The organism is Rhizobium sp. NXC24 (assembly GCF_002944315.1).
In the GTDB taxonomy this organism is placed as follows: Bacteria; Pseudomonadota; Alphaproteobacteria; order Rhizobiales; family Rhizobiaceae; genus Rhizobium.
Window position 1 is genome coordinate 2,258,993 of the sequence record NZ_CP024311.1, and the last position, 25,576, is coordinate 2,284,568.

The following is a 25,576-nucleotide window of genomic DNA, read 5'->3' on the forward strand; positions in this document are numbered from 1 at the left end:
ACTGGCCTTCACATTCGTTCGCCGGGCAATTGGCTGGCTTGTTTTATCCAGGCGGTAAGCTGAGCTTCGTCGAGCGGATCACCTTCATGGATATTGAGATAGCGCGTGTCCTTGCTTTTGGACTCGCCAGAAGGGATTGGCTTCAGCGACGTACCACGAAAGAAGGCCACCTTGACGTACTTCGTGAAGCAGTGGATGCCCAGGAACCAGCCTTCGCCTTCCATCCCATAGAGCGGCGAGTTCCATTTGACCGCCTTGCGGACCTCGGGAACCGTGCGCACGATGAGCGCGTCAAGGCGGCGGCCGATGTCGCTTTTCCAGCCCGGCATGGCCGCGATGTAGGCTTGCACGGGAGCGTCGCCATCGCCCTTCGCGATCTGCGGGTTGCCACCCGTAAGAAGGGTCGGGGCTGCATTGCTCGGTTTGGCTCCCTTCTTTGCCACCTTCGGCGACGTGACGGGCGTCTTTTCAGCCATTGCGTTCACTCCACGGATAGACGGACAACTATCAGAATAGCTGATTTTGTGATGTCGACCTACTCCCCGGCCAACACATTGCCGCCGCTGGCGCTCGGCAAATTCGGCATCACAGGCTGCAGTAACGACGCCCGCCCCTGCGATCCCTGAGGTCGAAGTGGAAATGGTTCCAGTGCTCGGCGTTGCTGCCCGGGCCAAGCACTGTGTCGAAATAATTGCAGCTATCGCTGCGCACTGCCTTCAGCAGCCGGCCTTCACGGAAGGAGAACAGCCCCTTTTTGCGCACATCGATGACGTGGCCGTTTTTCAAAACGAAGGTGCCGACGTCGATGGCATTGCCATGGGCATGTTCCGACATCGGATTGTAGCGCTGCCGGCTATTGTTCATCCGGCGGCAGGAATAGCCACCGAGCGGCACGATCGTGCCGACGCCCGTCCAATAGCGCGTGCGAGCCGCCGGCGCCAATTCGTTCTTCACCCATTTGGCGAAGGCAAGCGTTACCTGACAGTTCAGCGTCACCGCCGGCCTGACAGCGATGTTGCCGGAAAGCCCGCTCAGGGAAACCGGATAAGGAACCTGGCAGGCCGGACCATCGTTAATCGGCGGCTTGTCGTTGTAGACGACCCCCATACGCTGCAATTCCTGCCGGCAGGCAATTTCCGAGGTAGGCATGGCGCCACCAGGCGACGATTGCGGCGCCTCCTCCTGCTGTTCGATCCGCGGCATCGGATTGCCAACGCGTGGCAACATGGCGACCTGTGTATTCGGCATCTTGCGGCGGATCGGCGACTGATTGAGTTCAGCCTGTGCGGCCGGGCGTTGAATGATGGAGCGGTTGGCCTGCACCGGCGTGTCCGAGCCGATCCCGTCGACAACGGGCTGATCGGTTTCGCCCTCCGCAATGTTCTGCCCTTCCTCCTGCGCCAGCCCGACGACCGGTCCGGACTGCGCTTCCTCGCTCGGCCCTACACCAAGTTCCGCGTCCATATTGACGCCCTGAGAAGGCACATCCGACTGCTGCGCCAAGCCCTCCTGGACATCTGTGGTCGTTACGGCCTCATTGGCACCAGCCATCGGCAGGCGGCCTTGTTTGGCGGCTGCAGAGGCAGGCATCGGCGCGGCGCTCTGCCGGCTGCCAGAGAGATTATAGCTGTTGGCGTAGTTGGCCGAGGCGGAATTAACGGGCGCTTGGTCACCCTGGTAGGTGAACTGCCTCTGCGGCATGCTGCGATGGGGCTTGATCGAACCGACGCGGGCGCTGCTGTCGATGCTCGACGGTGGTATGAGGCTATCAGCCGTGCAGGCGACCAGCGCCGACGACACGAGCAGCGGCAGGACAGCCCGCCGCAGAAAGGACAAATACGCCATACTCCAGATCCGCTCCTGCTGCCCCAGCCACGGTCGGCAACTATTACGAATCTTAAATAAAAACGGTGAATGAATGCTTACCGCCCCACGAAAGTGGGACATCCGGAATGGCCTGAAGAGGCGCGAAGTATGTCTAAAAAGCTCCTCTTCAATCGACAGAGCTGTTGTCGAATACAGACGACGTCTTTCCCATCGAGATTCGATTGCGTAGGCTGAACGCCGGAATCAAAGCCTTTATCGATTGGAGCGAGTAAATGAACGACAGCGTCAAACCAAGAGGCGAATTGACCCTGCGCACGCTGGCCATGCCCGCCGACGCCAATCCTGCCGGCGACATCTTCGGCGGCTGGGTCATGGCACAGATGGACTTGGCGAGCGGCATTCGCGCCGCCGAGCGGGCCCGCGGTCGCGTCGTCACTGCCGCCGTCAAGGAAATGGCATTCGAGCTGCCCGTGAAGATCGGCGACACGTTGAGCGTCTACACCGATATCGAACGCGTCGGCCGTACCTCGATCACGCTCATCGTCGAAGCATGGGCGCATCGTTCTCGCTATGCCAAGTTGGAGAAGGTGATAGCCGGCACATTCATCATGGTGGCGCTGGACGAGACCGGGGCCCCGAAGCCGGTTCCAGCGGAAAGCTGATCGGATGGAAGCTGCCCGTACGCTCGAGGTTTACGTCTATATCAGGACGGTCATGAGCATGGTCATCGGCCTTTCGCTCGCCCAGCTCCTGATGCGCCTCGCCGGCTTCGTGCAATCGCCTGGCAAGCACCGCGTCTATCTGGTCCATCTCGGCTGGATACTGTCGATGTTCCTCTTCATCATTCATTTCTGGTGGTGGGAATATCGATTGCAGTCGGTGGCAGAGATCAGTTTCGGCGTCTATCTTTTCCTCATCTGCTTCTGCTGCCTGTTCTATTTCCTCTGCGTGCTGCTGAACCCTCCGTCGATCGAGGATTATGGCGGCTTCGAAGAATATTTCATCTCGCGCCGGCGCTGGTTTTTCGGCCTTCTTGCCGTTACCTACGCCGTCGATCTCATCGATACGCTGTTGAAGGGCGAGACCTATTTCAGATCGCTCGGCTGGGAATATCCGATCCGCAATCTCGTTTACATCGTCCTCTGCATCGTAGCCGCCATCACTGCCAATCGCCGCTTCCAGGCGGCGTTCGTGTCGGTCGGGTTGATCTATCAGATTAGCTGGATCTTCCGGCTGTATGACGTGCTCCCGGGATAGAAACCACCAGCCATGCAGGGAGCGACGCCGATATTTTGTTGCAGACCACGCATGAAAACGGCAACGGCGTCGACCGGAACGATGTCGGTAAAACGGCTGCCATTTCCATACTGTACAACCCTTGACCAGAACTACCCCGCATTGTTCAGTGCGGCCGAATATTAGCTTGCGGACGGGAGGCGCGCTTTTGAAGATCACCAGCCTTGCATTTGGATTGGCGCTAGCTCTTTCGCTCGCTCCCTTTGCTTATGCCGATGATCCCGCGCCAGGTCCCGGCGATACCACGATCGCGCTGAAATATTGGATACAATACGCACGGGATGGCAATCCGGCCGCCCAATATGGCCTCGGCTATCGCTACGCCAACGGCCAGGGCGTCGAGCACGACGATGCGAAGGCGGTCGAATGGTACCAGAAGGCGGCGGCACAGGGGAATGCCAAGGCTGAATACGCCCTCGCCTACATGTATTCCAATGGCCGCGGCATCGACAAAGACCAGCAACAGGCAAATGCCTGGTACCGCAAAGCCGCCGAACAGGGCAATGCGGATGCGCAATATGCCATTGGCTATTCCCTCGCCAACGGCCGCGGGCTGGATGTCGACAACGAGCAGGCGGCCGGCTGGTACCAGAAATCCGCCGCACTCGGCCAACCCCAGGCGCAGTATGCCCTCGGCTATATGTATGCACACGGCATCGGCGTTCACGAGGACGATACGATGGCGCTTGCCTGGTATCGCAAGTCGGCGGATCAGGGACGCAGCGATGCACAATATGCGCTCGGCTATATGTTTGATAACGGCCTCGGCACAGCCGCAGATCAAAGCCAGGCGATAGAGTGGTATCAAAAATCAGCAGATCAGGGCGATGCCCAGGGCGAATATGCGCTCGGCTATGCCTATGCCAACGGCCACGGTGTCGATCAGGACGATGCCCAGGCCTATTCCTGGTATAAGAAATCCGCCGAGCAAGGCCGCGCCGACGCGCAATATGCGCTTGGTTACAGCTTCGCCAATGGCCTCGGTGTTCCCCAGGACTATAAGCAGGCGCTGCAATGGTACCGCAAATCGGCCTCCCAGGGTCGTGCCGATGCGCAATATGCAGTCGGCTACTTCTATGCCAATGGCCAGGGCGTTCCGGTCAATGATGACGTCGCGGTCGAATGGTATCGCAAGGCAGCCGATCAAGGCGACGCCCAAGGCGAATACGCTCTCGCCTTCATGTATGCCTGCGGTCGCGGCCTCGCGAAGGATTATGGCAAGGCCTTGCAATGGTACCGCAAGTCCGCCGATCAAGGCGGCGCGGATGCGCAATATGCGCTCGGCTATATGTACGACAATGGTCAGGGCACAGCCCCGGACAAGAGCGAGGCGGTGGCCTGGTACCGCAAAGCCGCTGACCAGGGCAATGCGGACGGCCAATATGCCCTTGCCTACCTCTATTACAATGGCGACGGTGTTCCCCAGGATTATAGCCAAGCCGCTGACCTTTTCCGCAAGGCCGCCGAGCAAGGCGACGCCCGTGCCCAATACGGGCTGGGACATATGTATTACAATGGCTACGGCGTGGCGAAGGATATGAACCAGGCCTCCGATTGGTTCCATAAGGCAGCGGATCAGGGGCTACCGGAGGCGCAACACGGCCTGGGCGACATGGCAGCCGACGGCGGTGGTCTTATCAAGGATGTTGGCCCGGAGGGTGGAGAACTCGCCAAGACGAACAGCCGGAGCGAAGCGCCGGGCTGGCTTGTCCTCCGATTGCTGACGACGCTGTTGCCATAATTTATAACTTATACGTGCAAGGCGCCTTGCGCCCTCGCCCGTCGCGCTTTTAGTATTCACACATGAAGAGATCAAAGGTTGAGGAGCAGATCGTGCGTTTCAAGAGGGTGGCCGTCGGATTGCTTTTTGCGTTGGCATCCATCGGCGTCGCGCATGCCGATCGCGGGCAGAACGCCTACGACCGAGGCGACTACAAGGCGGCGCTTGACTATTGGCGCCCGCTCGCAAACAAGGGCGACGCCGCGGCGCAACTGAAACTCGGCGAAATGTATGAGGAAGGCGACGGCGTCGCGAAGGATCTCACGCAGGCGCTGAGCTGGTATCGCAAGGCAGCCGACCAGGGTAATGCCGAGGCTGAGTTCAACGTCGGCACCATGTATGACGAAGGCCAAGGTGTCGCGACGGACGACGCCAAGGCCGCCGTCTGGTACCGCAAGGCCGCGGAACAAGGCTATCGCGATGCGCAATACAATCTCGCTTTGATGTACGACAATGGCGAGGGCGTGACGAAGGACAGCGCGCAAGCTTTCGTCTGGTACAGCAAGGCAGCCAAACAGGGCGACGCGGATGCGCAGTTCAATGTCGGGGTCATGTACGACAACGGTGACGGCGTAAATCAGGACAAGAGCGAGGCTGTTGCCTGGTACCGAAAATCCGCCGATCAGGGCAATGCCGACGCGCAATACAATCTCGCTATCATGTATGACGAAGGCGACGGCGTGCCCCGAGATGACGCCCAGGCTTTAGCCTGGTATCGCAAGTCCGCTGACCAAGGGAAAATCGAGGCGGAATACAATCTCGCCGTCATGTATCGCGACGGCGAAGGTGTGCCCAAGGACGGCAATCAAGCCGTCTCATGGTTCCGCAAGGCGGCAGACCAGGGCGATGCCGAGGCACAATATAATCTCGGCGCCATGTATGCGGACGGCGACGGAATTGCCGAAGACGACGCCGAGGCCATGGTCTGGTTCCGCAAGGCGGCGGATCAAAATGACGTCGAAGCCGAGTACAATCTCGGCGTCATGTATCGCGACGGCGAAGGCGTTGCCAAGGATGGCCGCCAAGCCGTCGATTGGTTCGAAAAGGCGGCCGCACAGAACTATGCCGACGCTGCCTTCAACCTTGGCGTCATGTATCGTGACGGCGACGGCGTGCCGGTGGATTGGGCAAAATCCTTCGAATGGTTCCGCAAGGCCAAAGCCATGGGCCGCAACGACAATGAGCCCGGTGATAATGAGGAGACGCCTCCGCAGAATAGGACCATCCCGATTTGAGATAACCGAGGCCCCTGCCTTGCGCCGACGGTCCGCTATGCTTAGCTCTTGCCCGAACGGGAATCATGGATGGGAGATCGCCGGATGCGGCTCAGACAGATAGGCTTCGGACTGGCGCTGGCACTCTCGATCGCCTTTCAGGCCCATGCCGACGACGGGCAAGCCGCCTATGACAAAGGCGATTATGCCGGTGCACTCGCCCATTGGCAGCCTTTGGCGAACAAAGGCGATGCGGCGTCGCAGGATGGCCTCGGCAGCCTCTATGCGCTCGGAAAGGGCGTTCCTCAGGATTACGCCGAGGCCATTGCCTGGTTTGCCAAAGCCGCCGATCAAGGCCTGCCCAAGGCGCAATTCCATCTCGGCTATGCTTATCTCCGCGGCGACGGCGTCACGAGAGACCGCAACATGGCGATAGGCTGGTTCCGGAAAGCCGCCGCCCAGGGCTATGCGCCGGCACAGAGCATTCTCGATCAGATGAAGTGAGCCGAGGCGCTCCTGTTTAGAGCATATCCCCCAAGCTCCAGTGATTGCCCCAGCGGACGTCGATTTCGTCCTCGACATTCTGATACCGGATGTCGGTCGACAGGCGCAGACGGCCCTTCGGATCCCGATTGGTCGTGGATGCGTGGATCATGTAGGGACTGTGCAACATGATATCGCCGGCCTCATAGTCGGCGGCGAGCCAGCGTGTCTTGAAGCGCTCCGCCATGTCAGGCAGGTCTTTGGAGACCCAGCCACCTTCGGTCATGTTCTTGTTGAAGGCGCTGATACGTTCCTCCGGCGAGAGCGAGGCGCTCTTGATCGCGAACTCCTTCTCCATATCGGCGCCGATCCGGTGCGATCCCTCGAGATAGACGAGGCCGCCCATATCGACCGGAATATCGCCGATCGGAATCCAGGCAGTGACGATGCGGTTCGTGCCACCGCGCAGATAGACAAGATCATAGTGCGCGGGCGTGACGACGCTGGTGCCCGGCCGGGTGAAACGCATGATCTTGCGCTTGTGCAGATAGGAGATGCCCTGCAGGAATTCGTCCATGAAGGAGGCCAGCCGCGGCTGGGTACAGAAGCCCTCATAGGTCACCGAACGCACCAGCGACATCAACCGCCGGTCGGCCAGCGACTTGTCGGCTTCCGCCTTGGCGGCAAGACCGACCATGGGGTCCGAGCCGGGCTGCAGAAGCCCGGTGTCCATCAGATGCGCGAACACCCAGGCGCGGAAATCGAGCACATCCTGGCGCTTCAGAAATCCCTTGAGCCAGAGATAGCCATGCTCCTGATATTGCTCGCGCAGCGTCGCAATGTCGGTCGCGGCATCGGTGGGTTCGAGATAGCCGAAACGGTCTGGCGCCATCGACAGAATCTTGCCGTTCGCCTCAAGCGGCGCCCGCCCGGGCGTCGTTTCATCCAGCACGGAATGCAGCGAACCCGACATCTCAGCCCTCCCGAAATACGCCACTCGCCGGCAGCCTCTCCTCAAAGACTGAACCGGCATGCGAATCATAGGACGAATGGCGATCGCTGCCTAGCGGCCTATGCCCGCTTCATCCCCGGAAAATGAAGGAGGCGCCGACAGCGATAAGCGCGAAACCGATGGCGTGGCCCCAGGTCAGGTTTTCGCCCAGCCAGAAGACCGAGAAGCCGGAGAACACGATCAGCGTGATCACCTCCTGCATGGTCTTCAACTGCGCCGTCGAATAATAGCCAGAGCCGAGGCGGTTGGCGGGCACGGCCAGGCAATATTCGAAAAAGGCTATGGCCCAACTGCCAAGAACGGCGATCGTGATGGCCGTGCTCTTGTGCTTGAGATGGCCATACCAGGCGAAGGTCATGAAAATATTCGATGCAAACAGCATGATGACCGGCCAGACCGCGGCCGGGTTGAGGATGGAGGGCATGGTAAATCCTTTGGCCATTATGAATCGCCCACACCTTTGACCCCTCAAGGCCCGAAAATTCAAGAGCGGAGCGCTGCGCCTAAATGCAGCAGTCACGTGAATATGGAAATGGGCCGAATTGAGGCCGGCTGGAGAGTCGTGCGTTCACATGATTGCGGGGATTGCTTCACCAGCCGGAGACATGGAAGAGTGCGCGCATATTCTCCTATTCTATCTGCCAAGGAACCGACCGCCGTGATCAAGACATCCGCTGCACTGCCCGCCTCGCTCCTTCCGTCGCTTCGCATGGGATTATTCGCCATCGCCTTCGCCGTGCCGCTGTCCCCCTTGCCCATGGCATCCGCGCAGGCCCAGAGCGCGCCCGGCTCCTGTTGGTCGCTGCTGCAGAGCAAGTTCGGTCCGCAGATCGAGAAGTCGGTGAACGAGGCCGATCCCTGCAAGAAACTGCCGGGCCTCGATCACAAGGAGAAATTCGAAGTCAAGTCGCTTGACCTCTGCAGCGCGGCCGGCGGTGTGCAGGTCAACGCCCGCGCCGATCTCGCCTGCAAGTCGCATGGCATCGTCCAGGCGACGGTCAAAGGCCAGTTGGAAGCTTCGGTGACGGTCGATGTGGGCGCCTGCAAAATCACCGATTCCCATGTCGGCGTCAGCGGCCCCATCGGCGACCTGATATCCTCGGTCGGCGGGATACAGGAGCTTGCCCGCAGCTTTGCGCAGGCGAAAATTTCCGAAATCTGCGGCAAATAGGTTGGAGGCCGGCGGCTTTGAGCCGCCGGCCGTGCTCCGGCGAGGGCGCGGCGATTAGATCGGTATCGCGCTCTGGGGTTCCTCCGTCCCCTTATCGCCGAAGCGGATATCCTTCTTTTCAAAACCGAAACCGGAAAATAGCGCCACCACGGCCGCGACGATCACCAATACAATCAACAACGCAAAAGCGTAGTCGCCGTTCCAACGTGCCGCCAGGCCCGCCTGAATCGTTGCGTTGCCGGATGCGAGCAGGTTGCCGAGCTGATAGGCGAAGCCGGGGAATGTGCCGCGCACTTCATCGGGCGACAGCTCGTTGAGATGCACCGGCACGATGCCCCAGGCGCCCTGCACGAAGAATTGCATCAGGAAGGCGCCGACAGCGAGCAGCACCGGTCCGGGCGCATAGACCCATAACGGGGCGACCGGGATTGCCAGCACCGAAGCGATGACGATCGCCCGCCGCCGCCCGATGCGCTGCGACAGGGCCCCGAAAAACAAGCCGCCAATCATCGCACCAATATTGTAAACGATAGCGATAGCGCCGACGGTATAGCTGTCATACTGCCGCTGTGTCTGGAGGAAGGTCGGGTAGAGATCCTGCGTCCCGTGGCTGAAGAAGTTGAAGGCGGTCATCAACAGCACAGCCCACAGGAACAGTGGGATATTCTCGCGCAATACGGTGACGAAAGGCCTTTGCGGCGTCGCCCGCCGCTGCACGAAGGCCGGCGATTCCTGTACGTTGCGGCGAATATAGAGCACCAGCAGCGCCGGCAGCGCACCGACCATGAACATGCCGCGCCAACCGATGATCGGGAAGAGCAGGAAGAACAAGATCGAAGCCAGCAGATAGCCGGAAGGATAGCCCGCCTGCAGAATGCCGGACACGATGCCGCGCGACTCCTCGGGCACCGTCTCCATCGTCAGCGACGCGCCGACACCCCATTCACCGCCCATGGCGATGCCGAAGAATGCCCGCAATATCAGGAACATCGTCAGCCCGGTCGAAAAGCCGGTCAGGAACTCGAAGATCGAATAGAGCAGCACGTCCGCCATTAGCGTCACGCGCCGGCCGAAGCGATCGGCGGCAAGCCCGAAGATCAGCGCCCCGAGCGCCCGCATGGCGAGCGTCAGGAAGATCGCCACCGAGACAGCGGGAACATCGGTATGAAACTCCTCGGCGATATATTTGAGAACGAAGACCAATATGAAGAAATCGAAGGCATCGAGCGTCCAGCCGAGATAGGCGGCGATGACGGTGTTGCGTTGTTGCGGGGATAAAGAGCGTAAACTATCCAATGCTGACATCATGGTCCTCCGACCGGATGGCGGCGGCGAGGCGGGCAATTCCGGATGCCGTCGAAGCAAGGGGGAGCCCGGCACCGGCCGGGCGGTTCGACGCTGCGGCGGGCTTTTCCTCCAGCGCTTACGAAATTAGCTGGCGGATGTCTGGAGCAGCGTCCCGCCAACGCCTTCGTCGCCTTTCGGTTCCATCACATTTTGTGTGATCGGAAGTAGAAAAATCGACGTCTGTTTCCCTTTTGTACTCTTTCCCCCTTCACATCGGCGCTGACTCCCTCCATATTCCGCCCATGGCAAAATCACCGAAAAATTCCTCCGCCCCGACCGGTTTCGAAGAGGCGCCGCAGGCACCGTTTGAAGGTGCGCCGTTGAGCGGCAGCGTCGCAGATTGGGTCAAGCGGCTCGAGGCGGAGGCGGAAGCCAGCAGCGTCGAGAGCCAGCGCGAAATCGCCTCCAAGGCAGGCAAGCACCGGAAGAAGGTGGAGATCGCTGCATCGAAATCGGCGCGCGGCACCTCCATGGGCGGTTCGACCGACCCGAAAACACGTGCCGCTGCCGGGCTCAATCCGGTGGCCGGCATGGACACAACGCTGGAGGAGGCCGTCAATGCCGGCACGGCCGTCACTGCCACGGTCGAAGCGCTGTCGGCGCTGATCGAGAGCGGCAATCCGCTGCACAAGAACGGCAAGATCTGGACGCCGCACCGCCCTGCTCGGCCGGAAAAATCCGAAGGCGGCATCAGCATCCGCATGGCCTCGGAATACCAGCCCGCCGGCGACCAGCCGACGGCGATCCGCGACCTCGTCGAGGGCCTGGAAAACGGCGATCGCAGCCAAGTGCTGCTCGGCGTCACCGGCTCCGGTAAGACCTTCACCATGGCGAAGGTGATCGAGGAGACCCAGCGTCCGGCCGTCATCCTGGCGCCGAACAAGACGCTGGCGGCGCAGCTCTATTCCGAGTTCAAGAACTTCTTCCCGGACAATGCGGTCGAGTATTTCGTCTCCTACTACGATTACTACCAGCCGGAAGCCTATGTGCCGCGCTCGGACACCTATATCGAGAAGGAATCCTCGATCAACGAGCAGATCGACCGCATGCGCCACTCGGCGACGCGTTCGCTGCTGGAGCGCGACGACTGTATCATCGTCGCTTCCGTCTCCTGCATCTACGGTATCGGCTCGGTCGAGACCTATACGGCCATGACCTTCCAGATGAATGTGGGCGATCGGCTGGACCAGCGCCAGCTCCTGGCCGACCTCGTGGCGCAGCAATACAAGCGCCGCGACATGGATTTCATCCGCGGCTCCTTCCGCGTGCGCGGCGACACCATCGAAATCTTCCCGGCCCACTTGGAGGATGCCGCCTGGCGCATCTCCATGTTCGGCGACGAGATCGACGCCATCACCGAATTCGATCCGTTGACCGGCCAGAAGACCGGCGACCTGAAATCGGTGAAGATCTACGCCAATTCGCACTATGTTACACCCCGGCCGACGTTGAATGGCGCCATCAAGGCGATCAAGGAAGAGTTGAAGCTCCGCCTCGCCGAGCTGGAAAAGGCCGGCCGTTTGTTGGAAGCGCAGCGCCTGGAGCAGCGCACCCGCTACGATGTCGAGATGCTGGAAGCCACCGGCTCCTGCCAGGGCATCGAGAACTATTCGCGCTATCTCACCGGCCGCAATCCCGGCGAGCCGCCGCCGACGCTGTTCGAATATATTCCCGACAACGCCATCATCTTCATCGACGAAAGCCACGTCACCGTGCCGCAGATCGGCGGCATGTACCGCGGCGACTTCCGGCGCAAGGCGACGCTCGCCGAATACGGCTTCCGCCTGCCCTCCTGCATGGACAACCGCCCGCTGCGCTTCGAGGAATGGGACGCCATGCGCCCGGACACGATCGCGGTGTCGGCAACGCCGGGCGGCTGGGAGATGGAGCAATCCGGCGGCGTCTTCGCCGAACAGGTCATCCGCCCGACCGGCCTGATCGACCCGCCGGTCGAAGTCCGCTCCGCTCGCACCCAGGTCGACGACGTGCTCGGCGAAATCCGCGAGACCGCCGCCAAGGGCTACCGTACCCTCTGCACCGTGCTGACCAAGCGCATGGCCGAGGACCTGACGGAGTATCTGCATGAACAGGGCGTGCGCGTCCGCTACATGCACTCCGATATTGACACGCTGGAGCGCATCGAGATCATCCGCGATCTGCGCCTCGGCGCCTTCGACGTGCTCGTCGGCATCAATCTGCTGCGTGAAGGCCTCGACATTCCCGAATGCGGCTTCGTCGCTATCCTCGACGCCGACAAGGAAGGGTTCCTGCGCTCGGAAACGTCGCTGATCCAGACGATCGGCCGCGCCGCGCGTAACGTCGACGGCAAGGTCATCCTCTATGCCGACACCGTTACCGGCTCGATGCAGCGGGCGATGGAGGAAACCAGCCGCCGCCGCGAAAAGCAGATGGCCTATAACGAGGAAAACGGCATCACGCCGGAATCGGTTAAGGCGAAGATTTCCGACATCCTCGACAGCGTCTACGAGAAGGACCACGTCCGCGCCGATATCGGCGGCGCCTCCGGCAAGGGCTTTGCCGATGGCGGCCATCTCGTCGGCAACAACCTGCAGGCCCATCTCAACGCGCTGGAAAAACAGATGCGCGACGCCGCCGCCGACCTCGACTTCGAAAAAGCCGCCCGCCTGCGCGACGAAATCAAACGCCTCAAAGCCGCCGAACTCGCCGTCATGGACGACCCGATGGCCCGCGAAGAGGCAAGGAACATTGAAGGCGGCAAAATTGGCCGCCCCAATCCTTCGAGGCCCCGGTCCCCTTCGACAAACTCAGGAGCCTCCGCACCTCAGGATGAGGACGGAGCAGGCGCCGCATCGGGAGGTAGAGGCAACCCTCATGGTGAGGAGGCCCGCAGGGCCGTCTCGAACCATGAGGAGGAAGCGCAGCGCTCTTATTTCGCCAAGCCCACCCTCGACGAAATGGGCCCCGGCAGCGACGCCGGCACGCCCCTCTTCCGCAAAAAAACCAGTTCGGACGCCTTGTCCGGCACAGCCGGGCAAGATAGCGAATCCGAGCAAGCAAGAACTCGAGGCTATTTCCGAAGGAATAGCCTCGACGAAATGACCGTCGGCAGGACGGAAAAGCCGGTCCTCGGCAAGGTGCCGGACAAGCCGATCATCCGCGCGAAGCCGGGCGTCGGCTCCTATGAGGATGCGGTGGATGAGAAGCAGCGGAAGGGCCGGACCAAGGGCAAGACGGGGCGGCCTGGGAGGTAAGCGGATTTCAGTTTTCCAGTGGCAACTTGCGGCTCATTGCGGTCATCGCATGGACTACCCGCAGCACTTGGCAGCAGCCGCCGATCCGCAGCAGGCCGCCACTTGAGCCTGTTCAGCCAGCCACCGGTCACGCGGCTTACAACTCGCCGCGCGGGGAACGAGTTCGACATATAGCGCACCATCGCAGATGACAGGAGTCGATGCGCAATAGAGCCGCATCGGCTGCACACCATCGCTTACCTCAAAGGTCAGCTTCGCCGAGCCATCAAGCTGAACATGCTCGGAAACCTTGCGAATGATGGCAGCGAACTTGCCCGCAAGCATATAGGTGCGGTTGCCTTCCTCGATATCCCAGAGCTGCACGAAAATCTCTGCCCATGCTTCCGGATTGGCCCCGCAGTCCAGCGCTGAAAACTGCCCCGCCTTGACTTCGGTGACATGATAGCCCGGCTTCACCGACCGGCCCTCATAGCGGAATACAAGGGGCAGATCGCGGGAAGCTGCCAATGTCTCAAGCAAAAGGCCAAGGTTGATATCCGAAGATTGGACCTTGTCGATCGCATTCATTTGAGATACCCATCGTTTCAACATTTCAAGGATTATTGAATTATGGATGAACGTCAAGCTCTCGCTTCGTTCGGTGCGCTCTCGCAGGAGACCCGACTACAGATCATCCGCATGCTCGTCGTTGCCGGTCCGGACGGCATGTCGGCAGGAACAATTGCGGAAAAGCTCGAAGTATCGCCTTCGAACATCTCGTTCCATCTTAAGGAACTGGATCGAGCCGGCCTCGTCAACCAGCAGCGTGAAGCTCGCTCCATCATCTACACCGCCAATTACGATGCGCTGAGCGGCCTCGTGCGTTTCCTGATGGAAGACTGCTGCGGGGGCAATCCCGAAATTTGTGCACCAACGGCCAAGGTTGCCGCCTGCTGCGCGCCCGCAGAGGAAAAAGTTCAATGAACGTCCCGATTTGGTCTGTGGTCTGAAGCTATGACTTTGTTTCCTCTCTCGCGCCGCCTTGCCTCGGAAGCCCTCGGCGCGGCACTTCTGGTTGCGACCGTCGTCGGTTCGGGCATCATGGCGGACAGGCTGACGACTGATACGGCGCTTGCATTGCTCGCCAACACGCTTGCGACGGGTGCGATCCTTGTCGTGCTGATTACTGTGCTGGGGCCGGTTTCCGGGGCTCACTTCAACCCGGTCGTATCGCTGGTTTTCGCGCTCCGTCGCGGACTGACCGCAATGTCGGCTCTGACCTATATCGTCGCGCAAATCCTTGGTGGCATTGTCGGAACCATTCTTGCCCATGCCATGTTCGAATTGCCCTTGCTTCAAACCTCGACCACCATCCGTGCCGGCGGCGCGCAATGGCTTTCTGAAGTAACGGCCACGTTCGGCCTCATCTTCGTGATCCTCGCTGGCCTGCGATTTCGGTCCGAAACCGTGCCCTGGCTGGTCGGTCTCTATATCACCGCCGCGTACTGGTTCACGGCTTCCACTTCATTCGCCAATCCCGCCATCGCTATCGCCCGCTCGCTGACAAACACCTTTTCGGGCATCCGTCCGGTCGATCTGCCAGGCTTTATCGTCGCGGAAGTCCTGGGCGCATTGCTGGCATCGATGCTCGCTAGCTGGCTGTTGATGGAAGCCCGCAATCCTCAAACTCCTACAGAAACGGAATCCGCCCCATGAGCATGGACGTCACCATCTATCACAACCCGCAATGCGGCACGTCGCGCAACACGCTGGCGATGATCCGGAATGCCGGCATCGAACCGACTGTCATCGAATATCTGAAAAATCCGCCGACCCGCGAACAGCTCGTCAAGATGATTGTGGATGCAGGTTTGAGCGTCCGCGAGGCAATGCGCGACAAGGGCACGCCCTACGCCGAACTCGGCCTCGACAATCCGGGCCTGACCGACGATCGGTTGCTCGATGCCATGTTGAAGGATCCGATCCTGATCAACCGCCCATTTGTCATTACGCCGATCGGCACACGCCTTGCCCGGCCTTCCGAGATCGTTCTGGATATCCTGCCCGACACCCATAAAGGCTCCTTCACCAAGGAAGACGGCGAGCAGGTACTCGATGCCCAGGGCAAACGCCTTGTCTGAACGCGTGCTGCTTCCCGCCGTGCTGGCCGTCGATGCCGTCAAGCCCTCTTCCGCAAGAACACGCTAGACGAAATCACCGTCGGCAGAACGGAGAAGCCGGTACTCGGCAAGGTGCCGGACAAGCCGATCATCCGGGCTAAGCCGGGTGCCGGGTCCTATGAGGATGCGGTGGATGAGAAGCAGCGGAAGGCCCGCACGAAGGGGAAGACGGGGCGGCCTGGGAGGTGAGCCGAGTTAAATTCAAAAAATACGCACATACGGTTTGCCGCATGCGATCAAAATTAACTTAGCTGAAGTACGTAAGGGCCTATATCAAGAACGGCTTGATTTCAATAACCCTTTGTTTTTCAAAGACTCTTTGATTTGCACGTGTCGCTTATCTGATGTCGCAGATAAACCTTTTGAAGCACGCTCATCTACAATAAGAGAAGCGTTGTTCAGACGCGCATTGCTGATTGGTAACAACATCGAAAGCTGCTGTTCCTTTTTCATTTTATATCCCCTCCTTTTCTAACACAGGCTGCAGAACCAATTGCTCGCGAGTTACAAGAGAGTCTAATGGTGGCGATGCCAGCGGCCTAGCGGTCTTAGGTATAACATTCTTTAGCTTACCTGATTCTTTACGTTCAAGCTTGCCACCAAAAACTCGCGAGAAGCTGGAAGGTGACACACCGGCATACTGCAGAAACGCAACTTTCCCTTTCTCATTGGGATTGGTAGTTATAGCATCTGAATGCAGCGTCAATGCCAAACTTTTGGGATATGGGTCGATATAAATAACCGCGTCGATCCCGCTTGCCACGATGTGACGAGCGCAATTGTGGCAAGGAAATGTTGTCGTAAATAATTTAGATCCAACGATCCCACCCTTGCCCAATCTGGCGACGGAGATAATGGCCTCCATCTCAGCATGGACCGCCCTGGAAAATTCTATAAGGTTTTTGACGTCCGTGTTTCTAAGACTTTGCCTAATGTCAGATGATTTTACGGAATTCCCAACCTTCGCACTAATTTGGTCGAAAAGTTTATTCTTATGGAAGTCATTCCAACACTGGCACGCCTTCCACTTATAGCATCGATTATCTCCGGATCCGTCGTCAATATTGTAGGTCCCACCCCCAAATTTTGGCACATCGTTAGCACCTTGACCGATTACCTCGCCCGTCTTTGACACAATTACGGCACCGACCTGCCTGGATAGGCAAGCCGAATTCAAAGAAATACCGGAAGCAACCTGCATCGCATATTCATCACGCGTAGGGGTTTGAACGCCAATTCCGAAGACCAAATTTAACAAACGATCCACTGCAATCCCGACGTTATCAGTATTATCTTCGTCATTTCGGAAGAAGACATCAGCATAGTTCATCGTTTTACGAACAGATTGGCCGAAGTCCAGACCTTCATCGTAGTCAGCGTCTTTGATCTTGGAGAGATAAGAGGAGTTTGAAACATTACTCTCCAATCTCGAAATTCTCTTATCCTCGGGAGAAAATACACCTATTAACCAAAACAAATCACCGTAGACCTTTCGCAATACTGCAACTTCCTCTGGATTCTTCAAAGAATCTATTATCGCGCAGAATCGCCTGTCCTCGCCATTTTCAACATCTTTTCTGGATTTATTTATTTGATCTATACTTAAAATGGCAAGAACGTCGTTTGAATGCTTCTCTCTAAGTTTGTTGCCGATATGTTGAAGCTTTTCAACTCTCTCCGAATCTGACGCATCAACTGTGACAGAACCGACACTCTCAGCACGTTCATTAATTATGTCGCTAATCTTTATAACGTTAGTTTGGTAAGAGAAATTCTCCTCTATTTTCTTTTTAATAAGACTTGCCACCGTCGACGCACCGGATCCGATAGGCGCAACCATAGCGAAGACAAGCTCTTGCGTTCTCCGTTGATCTAAAGTGACAGGTTCTTCTTGCTCACCGCTGGCGAATGTCACAGCGGATTCTTCAATTGCTTCGCTTTTTTTATTAAGAATAATTGCCATCTACACCACCAGAATGGTTCGTTGAGTCTATCTATGCGAGCATAGTTGCATAATGTAATTCCGCGAGACAGCTAAATCCAAGATAGAAATTTCGAATTAATAATGCGTCGTGAGCGACACAATCCGTGTTAAATTGCGATATTGGATTATTTTCTAAGCCGCTGTGGGCAAGGATTGTCGCTGAACTCACCACAACAGAAAGGCTGAGTCCTTCCCCATTTGACCCTCAGCGGACGTATGCCCCATTCTCTGCTATACTCTCAAACAACCAAGACAACTCCCAAGGCATGGCCAAACCTGATCGATAGCTGAAGCGCAGGTGCCACATGACTGACGTTCAGGAAAGGCTCCTTGAAAGCAAGATCATCGAGATCGAGCAGGCCCGGTCTTGGAGTCCGCGGATCATCTCCAAATTAGAAGCGCTGATCCGCAGCGGTGACGACTTGTCCCTCTATCGCATCAATCCCCTGGCCTTCGCTCGCGACCGTGCCATCGCGGAGGCGGAAAGTATTGATCTGTTTCTCCATGCCACCCGAAACGGATTGTTCGAGATGAGCTGGGATGTGGTGTGCCCGCAATCCGGCATGGTGCTCGACAGTTTCGGCGCGCTGCGAACGTTGAAGACCCACTATGTCTGCGGTCTGTGCGACGTCAGCGGCGAAACCAACCTAGATGACTTCATCGAGGTCACCTTCACGGTGTCGCCGCACCTCCGCCGGCTGCCCTTTCATGATCCCGGCTCGCTCTCAGTCGAGGATTTTCACTGGAAGGCGCGATTCCTGAGCGACGCGCGAATACCCGGCCAACAGGTCCGCTTTCTCGATGTCCTGCAGGGACTGGTTCGTGGACTCTCTTTTCTGCCGCCTAGCTCGGTCACGACGTTGAGGGCGGAGCTCGGTCCCGGCGCCCTGGCGGGCATCAATGTCCAGACCCAGGCGAGTTTTGCATTGCCGGTCGTAGGCGAGCCGGTAACGGAGCCGACGCGCTTGCGGATCGGATATGACGGGCAACGGTTTTCCGCTTCGCTGCCGGCAGCGCCGCCCGGCCCTGTCATCATCGACGTGCAGAACTCCGGTGCCGTGCGTGGCTCGTTGCTGCTGATCAATTGGCCGCCGGAAATCCTCGCGCAGACAATCAAGCCGGCCCTCGACTTCGATCCTTACATGTCGGGCGGGATGCTGCTGGCCCGACAGACATTTCGGCGCCTGTTCCGCTCGGAAAACGTCGATGAGAAGGAAGGTCTGGGTATCCGTCAGGTGACCCTCCTGTTCACGGACATCAAGGGGTCGACCGCCATGTATGAGCGGCTTGGCGATCTCAATGCCTATGCGCTGGTTCGCGAGCATTTCGCACTGCTCGGTGCGACGGTGCAGGAGCACTCAGGCGCGATCGTCAAGACAATCGGCGACGCCGTGATGGCTGCCTTCTCTCGTCCGGCGGATGCTGTCTCGGCTGCGCTGCACATTCTGGGGGTCATCGAGCGCTACAATGCCGCGCATGGCGACCCGAGCCCTATCCTGAAGATCGGAGCCCATTGCGGCCCCTCGATCGCCGTGAGCTTGAACGAAAACCTCGATTATTTCGGCCAGACCGTCAATGTTGCCGCACGCGTGCAGTCGCTGGCTGACGCGGGGGAAATATGCATTTCCGAAGCGCTGTTTGCGGCGCCCGGTGTCAGCCAACTCCTCGCCGGTCAAAGACTGGTCGCCTTCGAAGCTCCTCTCCGGGGCGTCGAGGGAATTGCATGCGTATACCGCGTGATGCCCAATTAGATGGGATATTCGGCTTTGCGTCTCAGCGTTGACCATTGTGGCTTGCGGTGCTGCGCTTCTGGCTGATGGTAAAACGAGGTCATGTCTTTCAACAGCCTCAAACATCAAAGGGAGAAGCGCAGCATGAAACACTATTGTGCACTGGATGTATCGGTGAAAGAGACCGCGGTCTGCATTGTTGATGAGACAGGCAGGATTTGCCGGGAGACGAAAGTTGCCACTCACCCTGAGGATTTGATCTCGGTGATCAAGGATCCGAAGTGGCAGATTGAGCGGATCGGTCTTGAAGCCGGACCACTATCGCAATGGCTTTATGACGGACTTGCCAAGGCAGGATTGCCGGTGATCTGCATCGAGACCAGGCATGCCAAGGCATTTTTGAAAGCCCAACCGAATAAGACGGACCGCAACGATGCGCGTGGCATGGCCCAGATGATGCGCGTCAATCTCTATCGGCCTGTGCATGTGAAGACATTGACGAGCCAGAAGCACCGAGCATTGCTGACCGCGCGCAAACTTTTGCAGGAAAAAGCCATCGCCATCGCGAATGACATTCGCGGATTGTTGCGCAACTTCGGTCTGAAAGTCGGATTGGTCGGCAAGATCAAATTCGAGGAGCGGATCAATGAGCTCGTCGAAGACAGGCCTGATCTACACGAAATCATGCAGCCATTGTTGGCTGCACGCAAACTGTTGCGCAACGAGTTCACCAAGCTGCACAAGAAGGTTTTGGATTTGGTCCGCGAGGATGAAGTCTGTCGCCGATTGACGACGATCCCTGGTGTCGGCCCCGTGGTCGCTCTCACCTATACGGCAACCATCGATATTCCTGCGCGGTTTGCACATTCAAAGACGGTCGGTTCTGTGCTCGGGCTGACGCCGAAACTGAACGAGTCTGGTGAAAGCAAGCGGGTCGGGCGCGTATCCTGTTGCGGTGACGCGATGATGCGATCCCTGCTGTACGAAGCAGCGCAAGTCCTGCTTGTAAACGTCAAGAAATGGTCGTGGCTAAAGGCCTGGGCGATGAATATCGCTAGGCGTCGCGGGAGGCAAAAGGCGGTTGTAGCGTTGGCTCGACGGCTTGCGGTGATCATGCATCGCATGTGGAGTGACGGAACCGAATTTTGCTGGACACGGGAGAGCTTGCCTGTTGCTGCGTAGTTAGCAACCAGGGTAACGAGAAAAAAAGGAGACAAGAAGATTCCGCCGCCGGTGGAAAAGATGTCCTTCGCAGGACGACGGATGGGGTGAGTTCGCGTGGTTGTCTTGGTACGGTCGTTTATTGCGATCAGGTCGCCAATTAGATTGTTCCGCCCCATTCTTCTGGTCCCATAGTGGGAGGGCCACACAGGTCGATCCCGGAGAGAAGCGCGATACTGCGAAGACATCGATCACCATAGCTACGGACAGTCAGAAGGTGCTTGACCTCACCACGCCGAATAGAGAAGACATCGCTGGAGGCACCGCCGATACCCTAAGTCCGCCGGTCTCGCCTCCCCTCAAAACCGCAAACTGTCATCCAGCCAGACCCGGAAACCACCGCGGAAGGCGTTGTCATTGTTGCCGCGCCGGCACTTCGAGGGCAATTCCTTGAGCTTTTCGACATTGCCGCCGCCGATGACGATGTAGCTCGGCAGCAGAGCCTTGTCCAAGCGCTCGGCGACGTCGAATACCGATTTTCGCCACTTGCTCTTGCCCCGTCGCTCCAGGCCGCGTTCGCCGACATAGTCCTCGAAGGTCGCCTTTCGGTAGGGCATATGCGCCAGTTCCAGCGGCATGCAGACGTTGTCGGCGATCATGGCCGAGCCGAGGCCGGTGCCGAGACCGAGGAAGAGCATGCGGCCCGCCTCGTAGCTGCCGATCGCCTGCATCAGCGCATCGTTGACCATCCGCACGGGCTTGCCGAGCGCTGCCTCGAAATCGAAATCCTTCCATCCCGGTCCAAGATTGAACGGATCGGCTGCGGCGCGGTGGGCGACCACGGGTCCGGGGTATCCCATGGTGACGAGGTCGTAGTGCCAGTCGGATGTGAGATCGCGCAGCGCGTCCACCATCTTGGCCGCCGTCATTTTGTTCCCCGATTCGACTGCTCGCCGCTCGCCGCCGCTACTGAGTTCCACCTTCACATGCGATCCGCCGATATCGACGGCAAGCACGGTGCGGCGGGCAGGCGCCGCATGCGCCTTCGGCTTGCTGTGGTGACGTGTTTGCTCTGCTGCGGGTTCTTCCGTCATGTCATCCATGTCTAGCGCTCCTCCCTAAAGCATGCCGCGCAAAAGCGCACAGCGGTTTTGCGATAACGACATGCGCAAAATCAAAGGCCCAAAGCGCAAGGAGCGAATCCCAGAGATCGCGATGCGCTTTAGACCCTGCCCTTCGTCGCTCCCACGCCTATGGGGCGCAAGATCGGCACTCGCTGTCAAGTCCGGGGCGTATTGCGGATCGCTTAAATTCAATCCAGGATGGCTCCGAAGAGGAACGCATACTGAGCGGAGGATCGACACTTGGCCTATCCGACACTGCCACCCGGTTCCATAGACCCGCCCGGGGCCCCGGGCATCGAGCCTCGCTGGACCTCGAGCGACAAGAGCGCGGTCGGCACTGCCGTCAGCACGGCGAGCAGCGTTTGGTTCACGGCGAGCCATGGCATCCTCAACGAGATCTACGCGCCGCGGCTCGATATGGCCTGCGTCCGTGATTTCGGCTTCATCGTGACGGCCGACGGCTATTTTTCCGAGGAGAAGCGCGATGCCGATCATCGCGTGCAGGCGATCGAGGATGGCGTTCCGGCTTTCCGCCTCGTCAATACCGCCCGCGACGGTCGCTATCGCATCACCAAGACCATATTTTCGGACCCAGAGCGTGAGGTGGTGCTGCAGAAAGTCTACTTCCAGGCGCTCATCGGCGATCTCTCCGACTACCGACTGCATGCCCTCGTGGCGCCGCATCTGGTCAACGGCGGCGCGGACAACACTGGCTGGTACGGTGACTTCAAAGGCAGGCCGATGCTCTTCGCCGAGGGTTCCGGGCGGGTGCTCGCCGTCGCCGCCTCGGTGCCCTGGCTGGCGCGCTCCGTAGGTTATGTCGGCTTCTCCGACGGTTGGCAGACGTTGTCGCGCGGCCAAGGGCTGAAGGAGGAGTACCGCTACGCTGCATCCGGCAACATCGCGCTGTCGGGGACGCTCGATATCCAGGCGAACGAAGGGCGCGCGCTGATCGCCATCGGCTTCGGCACGCAGCCGGAAGAAGCTGCCTTCCGCGCTGTCCTCAGCTTGGAACAAGGCGTCGAGCCGGCGCTGAAACATTATCGCAGTGGCTGGCGGGAGTGGCAGGCCAGCCTGCTTGCCCTGGACGAACCCCACGATCCCAGCCAGCTAAACCGCTACCGCGTCAGTACCGGCGTGCTTGCCACTCACCGCGACGATGCTTCCGGCGCCATCATCGCCAGCCTTTCCATCCCCTGGGGTTTCAGCAAGAGCGACGACGACCTTGGCGGCTATCATCTGGTCTGGACGCGCGATCTCGTGGAAACGGCCGGCGGGCTGCTTGCCGCCGGCGCCAAGGCCGACGCGCGCTCCGTGCTCGACTATCTCTCGGCGATCCAAGAGGCGGATGGCCATTGGGTGCAGAATGCATGGCTCGATGGCCGGCCCTATTGGTACGGCATCCAGATGGACGAGACGGCCTTTCCCATCCTGCTCTACGACATGCTGCTGCGCGCCGGCGCGATCGACGCGTCGGAGAGCGGCCGGTACCTGCCGATGATCGAGGCGGCTGCGGCCTATATTGTCAGAAACGGCCCTGCTACCCAGCAGGATCGCTGGGAGGAGGATGCCGGCTACTCGCCGTTCACGCTCGCCGTCGAGATCGCCGGCTTGCTCGCGGCGGCCGATGCGGTGGAAGCAGCCGGCCGGCTGGCGGCGGCGCAATATCTGCGCGAGGTGGCCGATGGCTGGAACGAGCGCATCGAGGAATGGACCTATGCCACCGATACGGAACTATCGCGCAGCCTCGGCATCGAAGGCTATTACGTGCGCATCGCCTCGGTCACGGATGGCAGCTCGTCACTGAGGCGTGACTTCATCCCAATCCGCAATCGCGATGACGCCAGCGAAGTCTTGGAGGCGGACCTGCTTATCAGCCCGGACGCGCTGGCGCTGGTGCGCTTCGGCCTCAGGGCCGCCGACGATCCGCGCATCCTCGGCACCATCGCCGCGATCGATTCGGAATTGCGGCGCGACCTTCCCGCCGGACCCTACTGGTACCGCTACAATGACGACGGCTACGGCGAGCGCACCGGCGGCGCGCCCTTCGCCGGCAGCGGTGTCGGCCGCCTATGGCCGCTGCTGACGGGCGAGCGCGCGCACTATGAGCTCGCCGCCGGGCGGCCGGATGAGGCGAAGCGCCTGCTGGCGGCACTGGAAGTCTCGGCAAGCGAAGGCGGGCTCCTGCCCGAGCAGATCTGGGACAGCAAAAACGTGCCCGAACGCGAGCTTTTTCTCGGTCGCCCCTCCGGCAGCGCCATGCCTCTGGTCTGGGCCCACGCGGAACACATCAAGCTGCTGCGCTCGATCCGTGACGGCGTAGTCTTCGATATGCCGCCCCAGACCTTCGCCCGCTACGTCGGCGCCAAGCCGGCACCCGCGCCCTTCGCCTGGCGCCCGACGAACAAGCGCGCGCGTATGCCGGCAGGCCGCGCCCTGCGCATCGAACTGCCGGAACCAGCGCAGGTGCACTGGTCCACCGACGGCTGGTCCAGCTTCACCGACAGCCAATCTCACACTACGGGTTTCGGCATGCACATCTGCGACATACCGACGAAGGCGCTCGGCCCGGGCACGATCATCTTCACACTCTTCTGGACGGATACGCAGCGGTGGGAAGGCGCGGATTTCAAAATCGAAGTGGTTTGAGAGCGGCCCGGCGTGCGGAAAGCTGCGGCGCAATTGGCGAAGATGCTACCATTGAGGGACCGAGCCCGCCGGTCGTTGACAACTCATCGTTTTCCAGCCAGTTGAGGTCATCTCAATTTTCCCGACCGGTGTCCTCATGTTGCCTTTGCACTCCCTTGGCGAGCGCGTTGTCGTTGTTGGCCCTTCCAATGCGGGGAAATCGACGTTGGCGGTCGCCCTTGCTAAAAAGCTTGGTTTTCCGGCCGTCCATCTCGATCAACTTCATCATCTGCCCTATACGGATTGGCAGCCGCGCCCCGAAGCAGAGTTCGCCGCGCTTCACGATGCGGCAATTCTGGGAGAGCAGTGGGTTATGGAAGGCAACTACTCGCGCCTGATGCCGCAGCGTTTGGCCCGTGCTACCGGCGCCATTCTCCTAACGTCCAATCACTGGCTACGCTTTTCCCGCTATCTCAAGCGCACGCTGATCAACCGCTCGGACCGCGCGGGACATCTCGAAGGTGCCCAGGACAGCATCAAATGGGAAATGATTCACTGGATTCTCGTGAAGACTCGCGACAGTGGCGTCAAATATGCAAAAATTCTCCAGGAATCCGGTTTGCCAGTCGTCGAATGCCGCACAGCGGATGCGCTCAATAACCTCTATCGGGTTTGGGATTTGCCAGCGCGGCGATAATCCGCGCCATTTCATTTCGAGTGACTCATCGCAAATAGTTGTCATCGAAGCTACGTCATTGATCGGTATACGGGTAATTTTCGCCGTATTGTAGTGTCAAAATGAAACAATAACGGCCATTACCGGCATAAGCATCACCTCCCCAACCCCTTGAAATCTCCCCCCTATCCGGCCTCATTCCCGCTTCGCCCCAATATTGCCCCTTGCCTTTTGTCGCAAATCCTGTCACCCATACACCCGCTCGGGCATTTGCATGCCGGTGACTGGACTGATTTGGCAATGCCGACTGCGCGAGGCAGCCTACAGAGGTTTATCCTCTGCGTAGACGTTCTTTCCCCGTACGTGACTTCTCGACTGGTCTTTGCGTAGGGCAAAGGCTAAACCGCTCGGGGCAGCTCGGGCAGACATCAGACTGTAGGGAAAAGGACTATCCCAATGGCCACCAAGGGCATCGTAAAATTCTTCAACCAGGACAAGGGTTTTGGTTTCATCACCCCGGACGGCGGCGCTAAGGACGTTTTCGTTCACATCTCCGCTCTTCAGGCTTCTGGCATCCAGTCGCTGCGCGAAGGCCAGCAGGTCACCTTCGACACCGAGCCGGATCGCATGGGCAAGGGCCCGAAGGCTGTCAACATCAAGGCTTCCTAAGTCTTAGTTGAGAAGCCGGATAAGGTTTCGAACGGCGCGGTGAAAACCGCGCCGTTTTTTTGCGTTTGCAGGCAGATCGGGC

24 protein-coding genes and 1 pseudogene are annotated in these 25,576 nt (G+C 59.2%); 16 read left to right on the plus strand and 9 right to left on the minus strand.

The annotated features are described in order from the left end of the window. Positions 1–8: 8 nt before the first annotated feature. Together NXC24_RS11120 and NXC24_RS11125 are read right to left on the minus strand one after the other, a co-directional pair. On the minus strand, positions 9–476 hold the full coding sequence (locus tag NXC24_RS11120) for a DUF1801 domain-containing protein (protein ID WP_104823334.1): 468 nt from the start codon (positions 474–476) through the stop codon (positions 9–11). Between the two features lie 109 nt (positions 477–585). Then, the gene (locus NXC24_RS11125) at positions 586–1,845 is read right to left on the minus strand and encodes an extensin family protein (RefSeq protein WP_104823335.1); all 1,260 of its coding nucleotides are present in this window, start codon (positions 1,843–1,845) and stop codon (positions 586–588) included. Between the two features lie 254 nt (positions 1,846–2,099). Here NXC24_RS11125 and NXC24_RS11130 point away from each other — a divergent pair, with 254 nt between their 5' ends. The 5 genes from NXC24_RS11130 to NXC24_RS11150 all read left to right on the plus strand — a co-directional run bounded on the left by NXC24_RS11130 (position 2,100) and on the right by NXC24_RS11150 (position 6,621). Then, on the plus strand, positions 2,100–2,489 hold the full coding sequence (locus NXC24_RS11130) for an acyl-CoA thioesterase (RefSeq protein WP_104823336.1): 390 nt from the start codon (positions 2,100–2,102) through the stop codon (positions 2,487–2,489). A 4-nt stretch (positions 2,490–2,493) separates the two neighbouring features. Beyond that, a complete protein-coding gene (locus tag NXC24_RS11135; protein ID WP_104823337.1) occupies positions 2,494–3,084 on the plus strand; it encodes a hypothetical protein in 591 nt (196 codons plus the stop codon). A 187-nt stretch (positions 3,085–3,271) separates the two neighbouring features. Then, positions 3,272–4,864: a tetratricopeptide repeat protein gene (locus tag NXC24_RS11140; RefSeq protein WP_104823338.1), complete on the plus strand. Its 1,593-nt coding sequence runs from the start codon at positions 3,272–3,274 to the stop codon at positions 4,862–4,864. A 92-nt stretch (positions 4,865–4,956) separates the two neighbouring features. Then, complete coding sequence (locus NXC24_RS11145; protein WP_104823339.1) at positions 4,957–6,138, plus strand: tetratricopeptide repeat protein; 1,182 nt, start codon at positions 4,957–4,959, stop codon at positions 6,136–6,138. An 84-nt stretch (positions 6,139–6,222) separates the two neighbouring features. Further along, positions 6,223–6,621 (plus strand): tetratricopeptide repeat protein, encoded by a 399-nt coding sequence (locus NXC24_RS11150; RefSeq protein WP_104823340.1) that lies wholly within the window; start codon positions 6,223–6,225, stop codon positions 6,619–6,621. Between the two features lie 16 nt (positions 6,622–6,637). Here the strand turns inward: NXC24_RS11150 and NXC24_RS11155 are convergent, their stop codons facing one another. Together NXC24_RS11155 and NXC24_RS11160 are read right to left on the minus strand one after the other, a co-directional pair. After that, positions 6,638–7,573 carry a phytanoyl-CoA dioxygenase family protein gene (locus NXC24_RS11155; RefSeq protein WP_104823341.1) on the minus strand — a complete coding sequence of 312 codons (936 nt, stop codon included), beginning with the start codon at positions 7,571–7,573 and terminating at the stop codon, positions 6,638–6,640. Positions 7,574–7,682: 109 nt separating this feature from the next. Further along, complete coding sequence (locus NXC24_RS11160) at positions 7,683–8,036, minus strand: DMT family protein (protein WP_104825119.1); 354 nt, start codon at positions 8,034–8,036, stop codon at positions 7,683–7,685. Positions 8,037–8,270: 234 nt separating this feature from the next. Here NXC24_RS11160 and NXC24_RS11165 point away from each other — a divergent pair, with 234 nt between their 5' ends. Next, positions 8,271–8,783: a hypothetical protein gene (locus tag NXC24_RS11165; protein ID WP_245463839.1), complete on the plus strand. Its 513-nt coding sequence runs from the start codon at positions 8,271–8,273 to the stop codon at positions 8,781–8,783. Positions 8,784–8,837: 54 nt separating this feature from the next. On the opposite strand, the gene NXC24_RS11170 is transcribed toward NXC24_RS11165, so the two are convergent. Continuing rightward, positions 8,838–10,088 (minus strand): MFS transporter, encoded by a 1,251-nt coding sequence (locus NXC24_RS11170; RefSeq protein ID WP_104823343.1) that lies wholly within the window; start codon positions 10,086–10,088, stop codon positions 8,838–8,840. Positions 10,089–10,372: 284 nt separating this feature from the next. On the opposite strand from NXC24_RS11170, the gene uvrB reads away from it, so the two are divergent. Next, entirely contained in the window at positions 10,373–13,363 is a 2,991-nt protein-coding gene (gene uvrB / locus NXC24_RS11175) for an excinuclease ABC subunit UvrB (protein ID WP_104823344.1), read from the plus strand. 54 nt (positions 13,364–13,417) lie between these two features. Here uvrB and NXC24_RS11180 read toward each other — a convergent pair whose 3' ends face one another. After that, on the minus strand, positions 13,418–13,930 hold the full coding sequence (locus NXC24_RS11180; protein ID WP_104823345.1) for a DUF6428 family protein: 513 nt from the start codon (positions 13,928–13,930) through the stop codon (positions 13,418–13,420). 42 nt (positions 13,931–13,972) lie between these two features. On the opposite strand from NXC24_RS11180, the gene NXC24_RS11185 reads away from it, so the two are divergent. The 4 genes and pseudogenes from NXC24_RS11185 to NXC24_RS35680 all read left to right on the plus strand — a co-directional run. Next, entirely contained in the window at positions 13,973–14,326 is a 354-nt protein-coding gene (locus tag NXC24_RS11185; RefSeq protein WP_104823346.1) for a metalloregulator ArsR/SmtB family transcription factor, read from the plus strand. Positions 14,327–14,356: 30 nt separating this feature from the next. Beyond that, positions 14,357–15,058, plus strand: coding sequence for an MIP/aquaporin family protein (locus NXC24_RS11190; RefSeq protein WP_104823347.1), 702 nt, complete (start codon positions 14,357–14,359; stop codon positions 15,056–15,058). Then, on the plus strand, positions 15,055–15,483 hold the full coding sequence (arsC, locus tag NXC24_RS11195; RefSeq protein WP_104823348.1) for an arsenate reductase (glutaredoxin): 429 nt from the start codon (positions 15,055–15,057) through the stop codon (positions 15,481–15,483). Before NXC24_RS11190 ends, arsC begins: the two co-directional genes overlap by 4 nt. A 39-nt stretch (positions 15,484–15,522) precedes the next feature. Beyond that, positions 15,523–15,711, plus strand: a pseudogene (locus NXC24_RS35680) (hypothetical protein); the annotation flags it as partial. A gap of 84 nt (positions 15,712–15,795) precedes the next feature. On the opposite strand, the gene NXC24_RS35075 reads toward NXC24_RS35680, so the two are convergent. Then, on the minus strand, positions 15,796–15,975 hold the full coding sequence (locus tag NXC24_RS35075; RefSeq protein WP_158704458.1) for a hypothetical protein: 180 nt from the start codon (positions 15,973–15,975) through the stop codon (positions 15,796–15,798). Between the two features lies 1 nt (position 15,976). Next, positions 15,977–17,485 (minus strand): anti-phage dCTP deaminase, encoded by a 1,509-nt coding sequence (locus NXC24_RS11205; protein ID WP_104823349.1) that lies wholly within the window; start codon positions 17,483–17,485, stop codon positions 15,977–15,979. Between the two features lie 326 nt (positions 17,486–17,811). On the opposite strand from NXC24_RS11205, the gene NXC24_RS11210 reads away from it, so the two are divergent. Together NXC24_RS11210 and NXC24_RS11215 are read left to right on the plus strand one after the other, a co-directional pair. Next, positions 17,812–19,257 carry an adenylate/guanylate cyclase domain-containing protein gene (locus tag NXC24_RS11210; RefSeq protein ID WP_104823350.1) on the plus strand — a complete coding sequence of 482 codons (1,446 nt, stop codon included), beginning with the start codon at positions 17,812–17,814 and terminating at the stop codon, positions 19,255–19,257. A gap of 123 nt (positions 19,258–19,380) precedes the next feature. After that, positions 19,381–20,418 carry an IS110 family transposase gene (locus NXC24_RS11215; protein ID WP_104823351.1) on the plus strand — a complete coding sequence of 346 codons (1,038 nt, stop codon included), beginning with the start codon at positions 19,381–19,383 and terminating at the stop codon, positions 20,416–20,418. A 338-nt stretch (positions 20,419–20,756) separates the two neighbouring features. On the opposite strand, the gene NXC24_RS11220 is transcribed toward NXC24_RS11215, so the two are convergent. Beyond that, positions 20,757–21,500 (minus strand): ROK family protein, encoded by a 744-nt coding sequence (locus NXC24_RS11220; protein ID WP_104823352.1) that lies wholly within the window; start codon positions 21,498–21,500, stop codon positions 20,757–20,759. A 261-nt stretch (positions 21,501–21,761) separates the two neighbouring features. On the opposite strand from NXC24_RS11220, the gene NXC24_RS11230 reads away from it, so the two are divergent. The 3 genes from NXC24_RS11230 to NXC24_RS11240 all read left to right on the plus strand — a co-directional run bounded on the left by NXC24_RS11230 (position 21,762) and on the right by NXC24_RS11240 (position 25,494). Continuing rightward, positions 21,762–24,170: a glucan 1,4-alpha-glucosidase gene (locus NXC24_RS11230; RefSeq protein WP_104823354.1), complete on the plus strand. Its 2,409-nt coding sequence runs from the start codon at positions 21,762–21,764 to the stop codon at positions 24,168–24,170. A 136-nt stretch (positions 24,171–24,306) separates the two neighbouring features. Then, the gene (locus tag NXC24_RS11235) at positions 24,307–24,846 is read left to right on the plus strand and encodes an AAA family ATPase (RefSeq protein WP_104823355.1); all 540 of its coding nucleotides are present in this window, start codon (positions 24,307–24,309) and stop codon (positions 24,844–24,846) included. A 435-nt stretch (positions 24,847–25,281) separates the two neighbouring features. Continuing rightward, complete coding sequence (locus NXC24_RS11240) at positions 25,282–25,494, plus strand: cold-shock protein (protein ID WP_028752932.1); 213 nt, start codon at positions 25,282–25,284, stop codon at positions 25,492–25,494. The last annotated feature ends 82 nt before the right edge of the window (positions 25,495–25,576 follow it).

Coding starts and splice junctions, on each gene's coding strand:
- NXC24_RS11120 (WP_104823334.1), bottom strand. CDS start 476: ATGGCTGAAAAGACGCCCGTCACGTCGCCGAAGGTGGCAAAGAAGGGA.
- NXC24_RS11125 (WP_104823335.1), bottom strand. CDS start 1,845: ATGGCGTATTTGTCCTTTCTGCGGCGGGCTGTCCTGCCGCTGCTCGTG.
- NXC24_RS11130 (WP_104823336.1), top strand. CDS start 2,100: ATGAACGACAGCGTCAAACCAAGAGGCGAATTGACCCTGCGCACGCTG.
- NXC24_RS11135 (WP_104823337.1), top strand. CDS start 2,494: ATGGAAGCTGCCCGTACGCTCGAGGTTTACGTCTATATCAGGACGGTC.
- NXC24_RS11150 (WP_104823340.1), top strand. CDS start 6,223: ATGCGGCTCAGACAGATAGGCTTCGGACTGGCGCTGGCACTCTCGATC.
- NXC24_RS11155 (WP_104823341.1), bottom strand. CDS start 7,573: ATGTCGGGTTCGCTGCATTCCGTGCTGGATGAAACGACGCCCGGGCGG.
- NXC24_RS11160 (WP_104825119.1), bottom strand. CDS start 8,036: ATGCCCTCCATCCTCAACCCGGCCGCGGTCTGGCCGGTCATCATGCTG.
- NXC24_RS11170 (WP_104823343.1), bottom strand. CDS start 10,088: ATGTCAGCATTGGATAGTTTACGCTCTTTATCCCCGCAACAACGCAAC.
- uvrB (WP_104823344.1), top strand. CDS start 10,373: ATGGCAAAATCACCGAAAAATTCCTCCGCCCCGACCGGTTTCGAAGAG.
- NXC24_RS11180 (WP_104823345.1), bottom strand. CDS start 13,930: ATGAATGCGATCGACAAGGTCCAATCTTCGGATATCAACCTTGGCCTT.
- NXC24_RS11185 (WP_104823346.1), top strand. CDS start 13,973: ATGGATGAACGTCAAGCTCTCGCTTCGTTCGGTGCGCTCTCGCAGGAG.
- NXC24_RS11190 (WP_104823347.1), top strand. CDS start 14,357: ATGACTTTGTTTCCTCTCTCGCGCCGCCTTGCCTCGGAAGCCCTCGGC.
- arsC (WP_104823348.1), top strand. CDS start 15,055: ATGAGCATGGACGTCACCATCTATCACAACCCGCAATGCGGCACGTCG.
- NXC24_RS35075 (WP_158704458.1), bottom strand. CDS start 15,975: ATGAAAAAGGAACAGCAGCTTTCGATGTTGTTACCAATCAGCAATGCG.
- NXC24_RS11205 (WP_104823349.1), bottom strand. CDS start 17,485: ATGGCAATTATTCTTAATAAAAAAAGCGAAGCAATTGAAGAATCCGCT.
- NXC24_RS11210 (WP_104823350.1), top strand. CDS start 17,812: ATGACTGACGTTCAGGAAAGGCTCCTTGAAAGCAAGATCATCGAGATC.
- NXC24_RS11215 (WP_104823351.1), top strand. CDS start 19,381: ATGAAACACTATTGTGCACTGGATGTATCGGTGAAAGAGACCGCGGTC.
- NXC24_RS11220 (WP_104823352.1), bottom strand. CDS start 21,500: ATGGATGACATGACGGAAGAACCCGCAGCAGAGCAAACACGTCACCAC.
- NXC24_RS11235 (WP_104823355.1), top strand. CDS start 24,307: ATGTTGCCTTTGCACTCCCTTGGCGAGCGCGTTGTCGTTGTTGGCCCT.
- NXC24_RS11240 (WP_028752932.1), top strand. CDS start 25,282: ATGGCCACCAAGGGCATCGTAAAATTCTTCAACCAGGACAAGGGTTTT.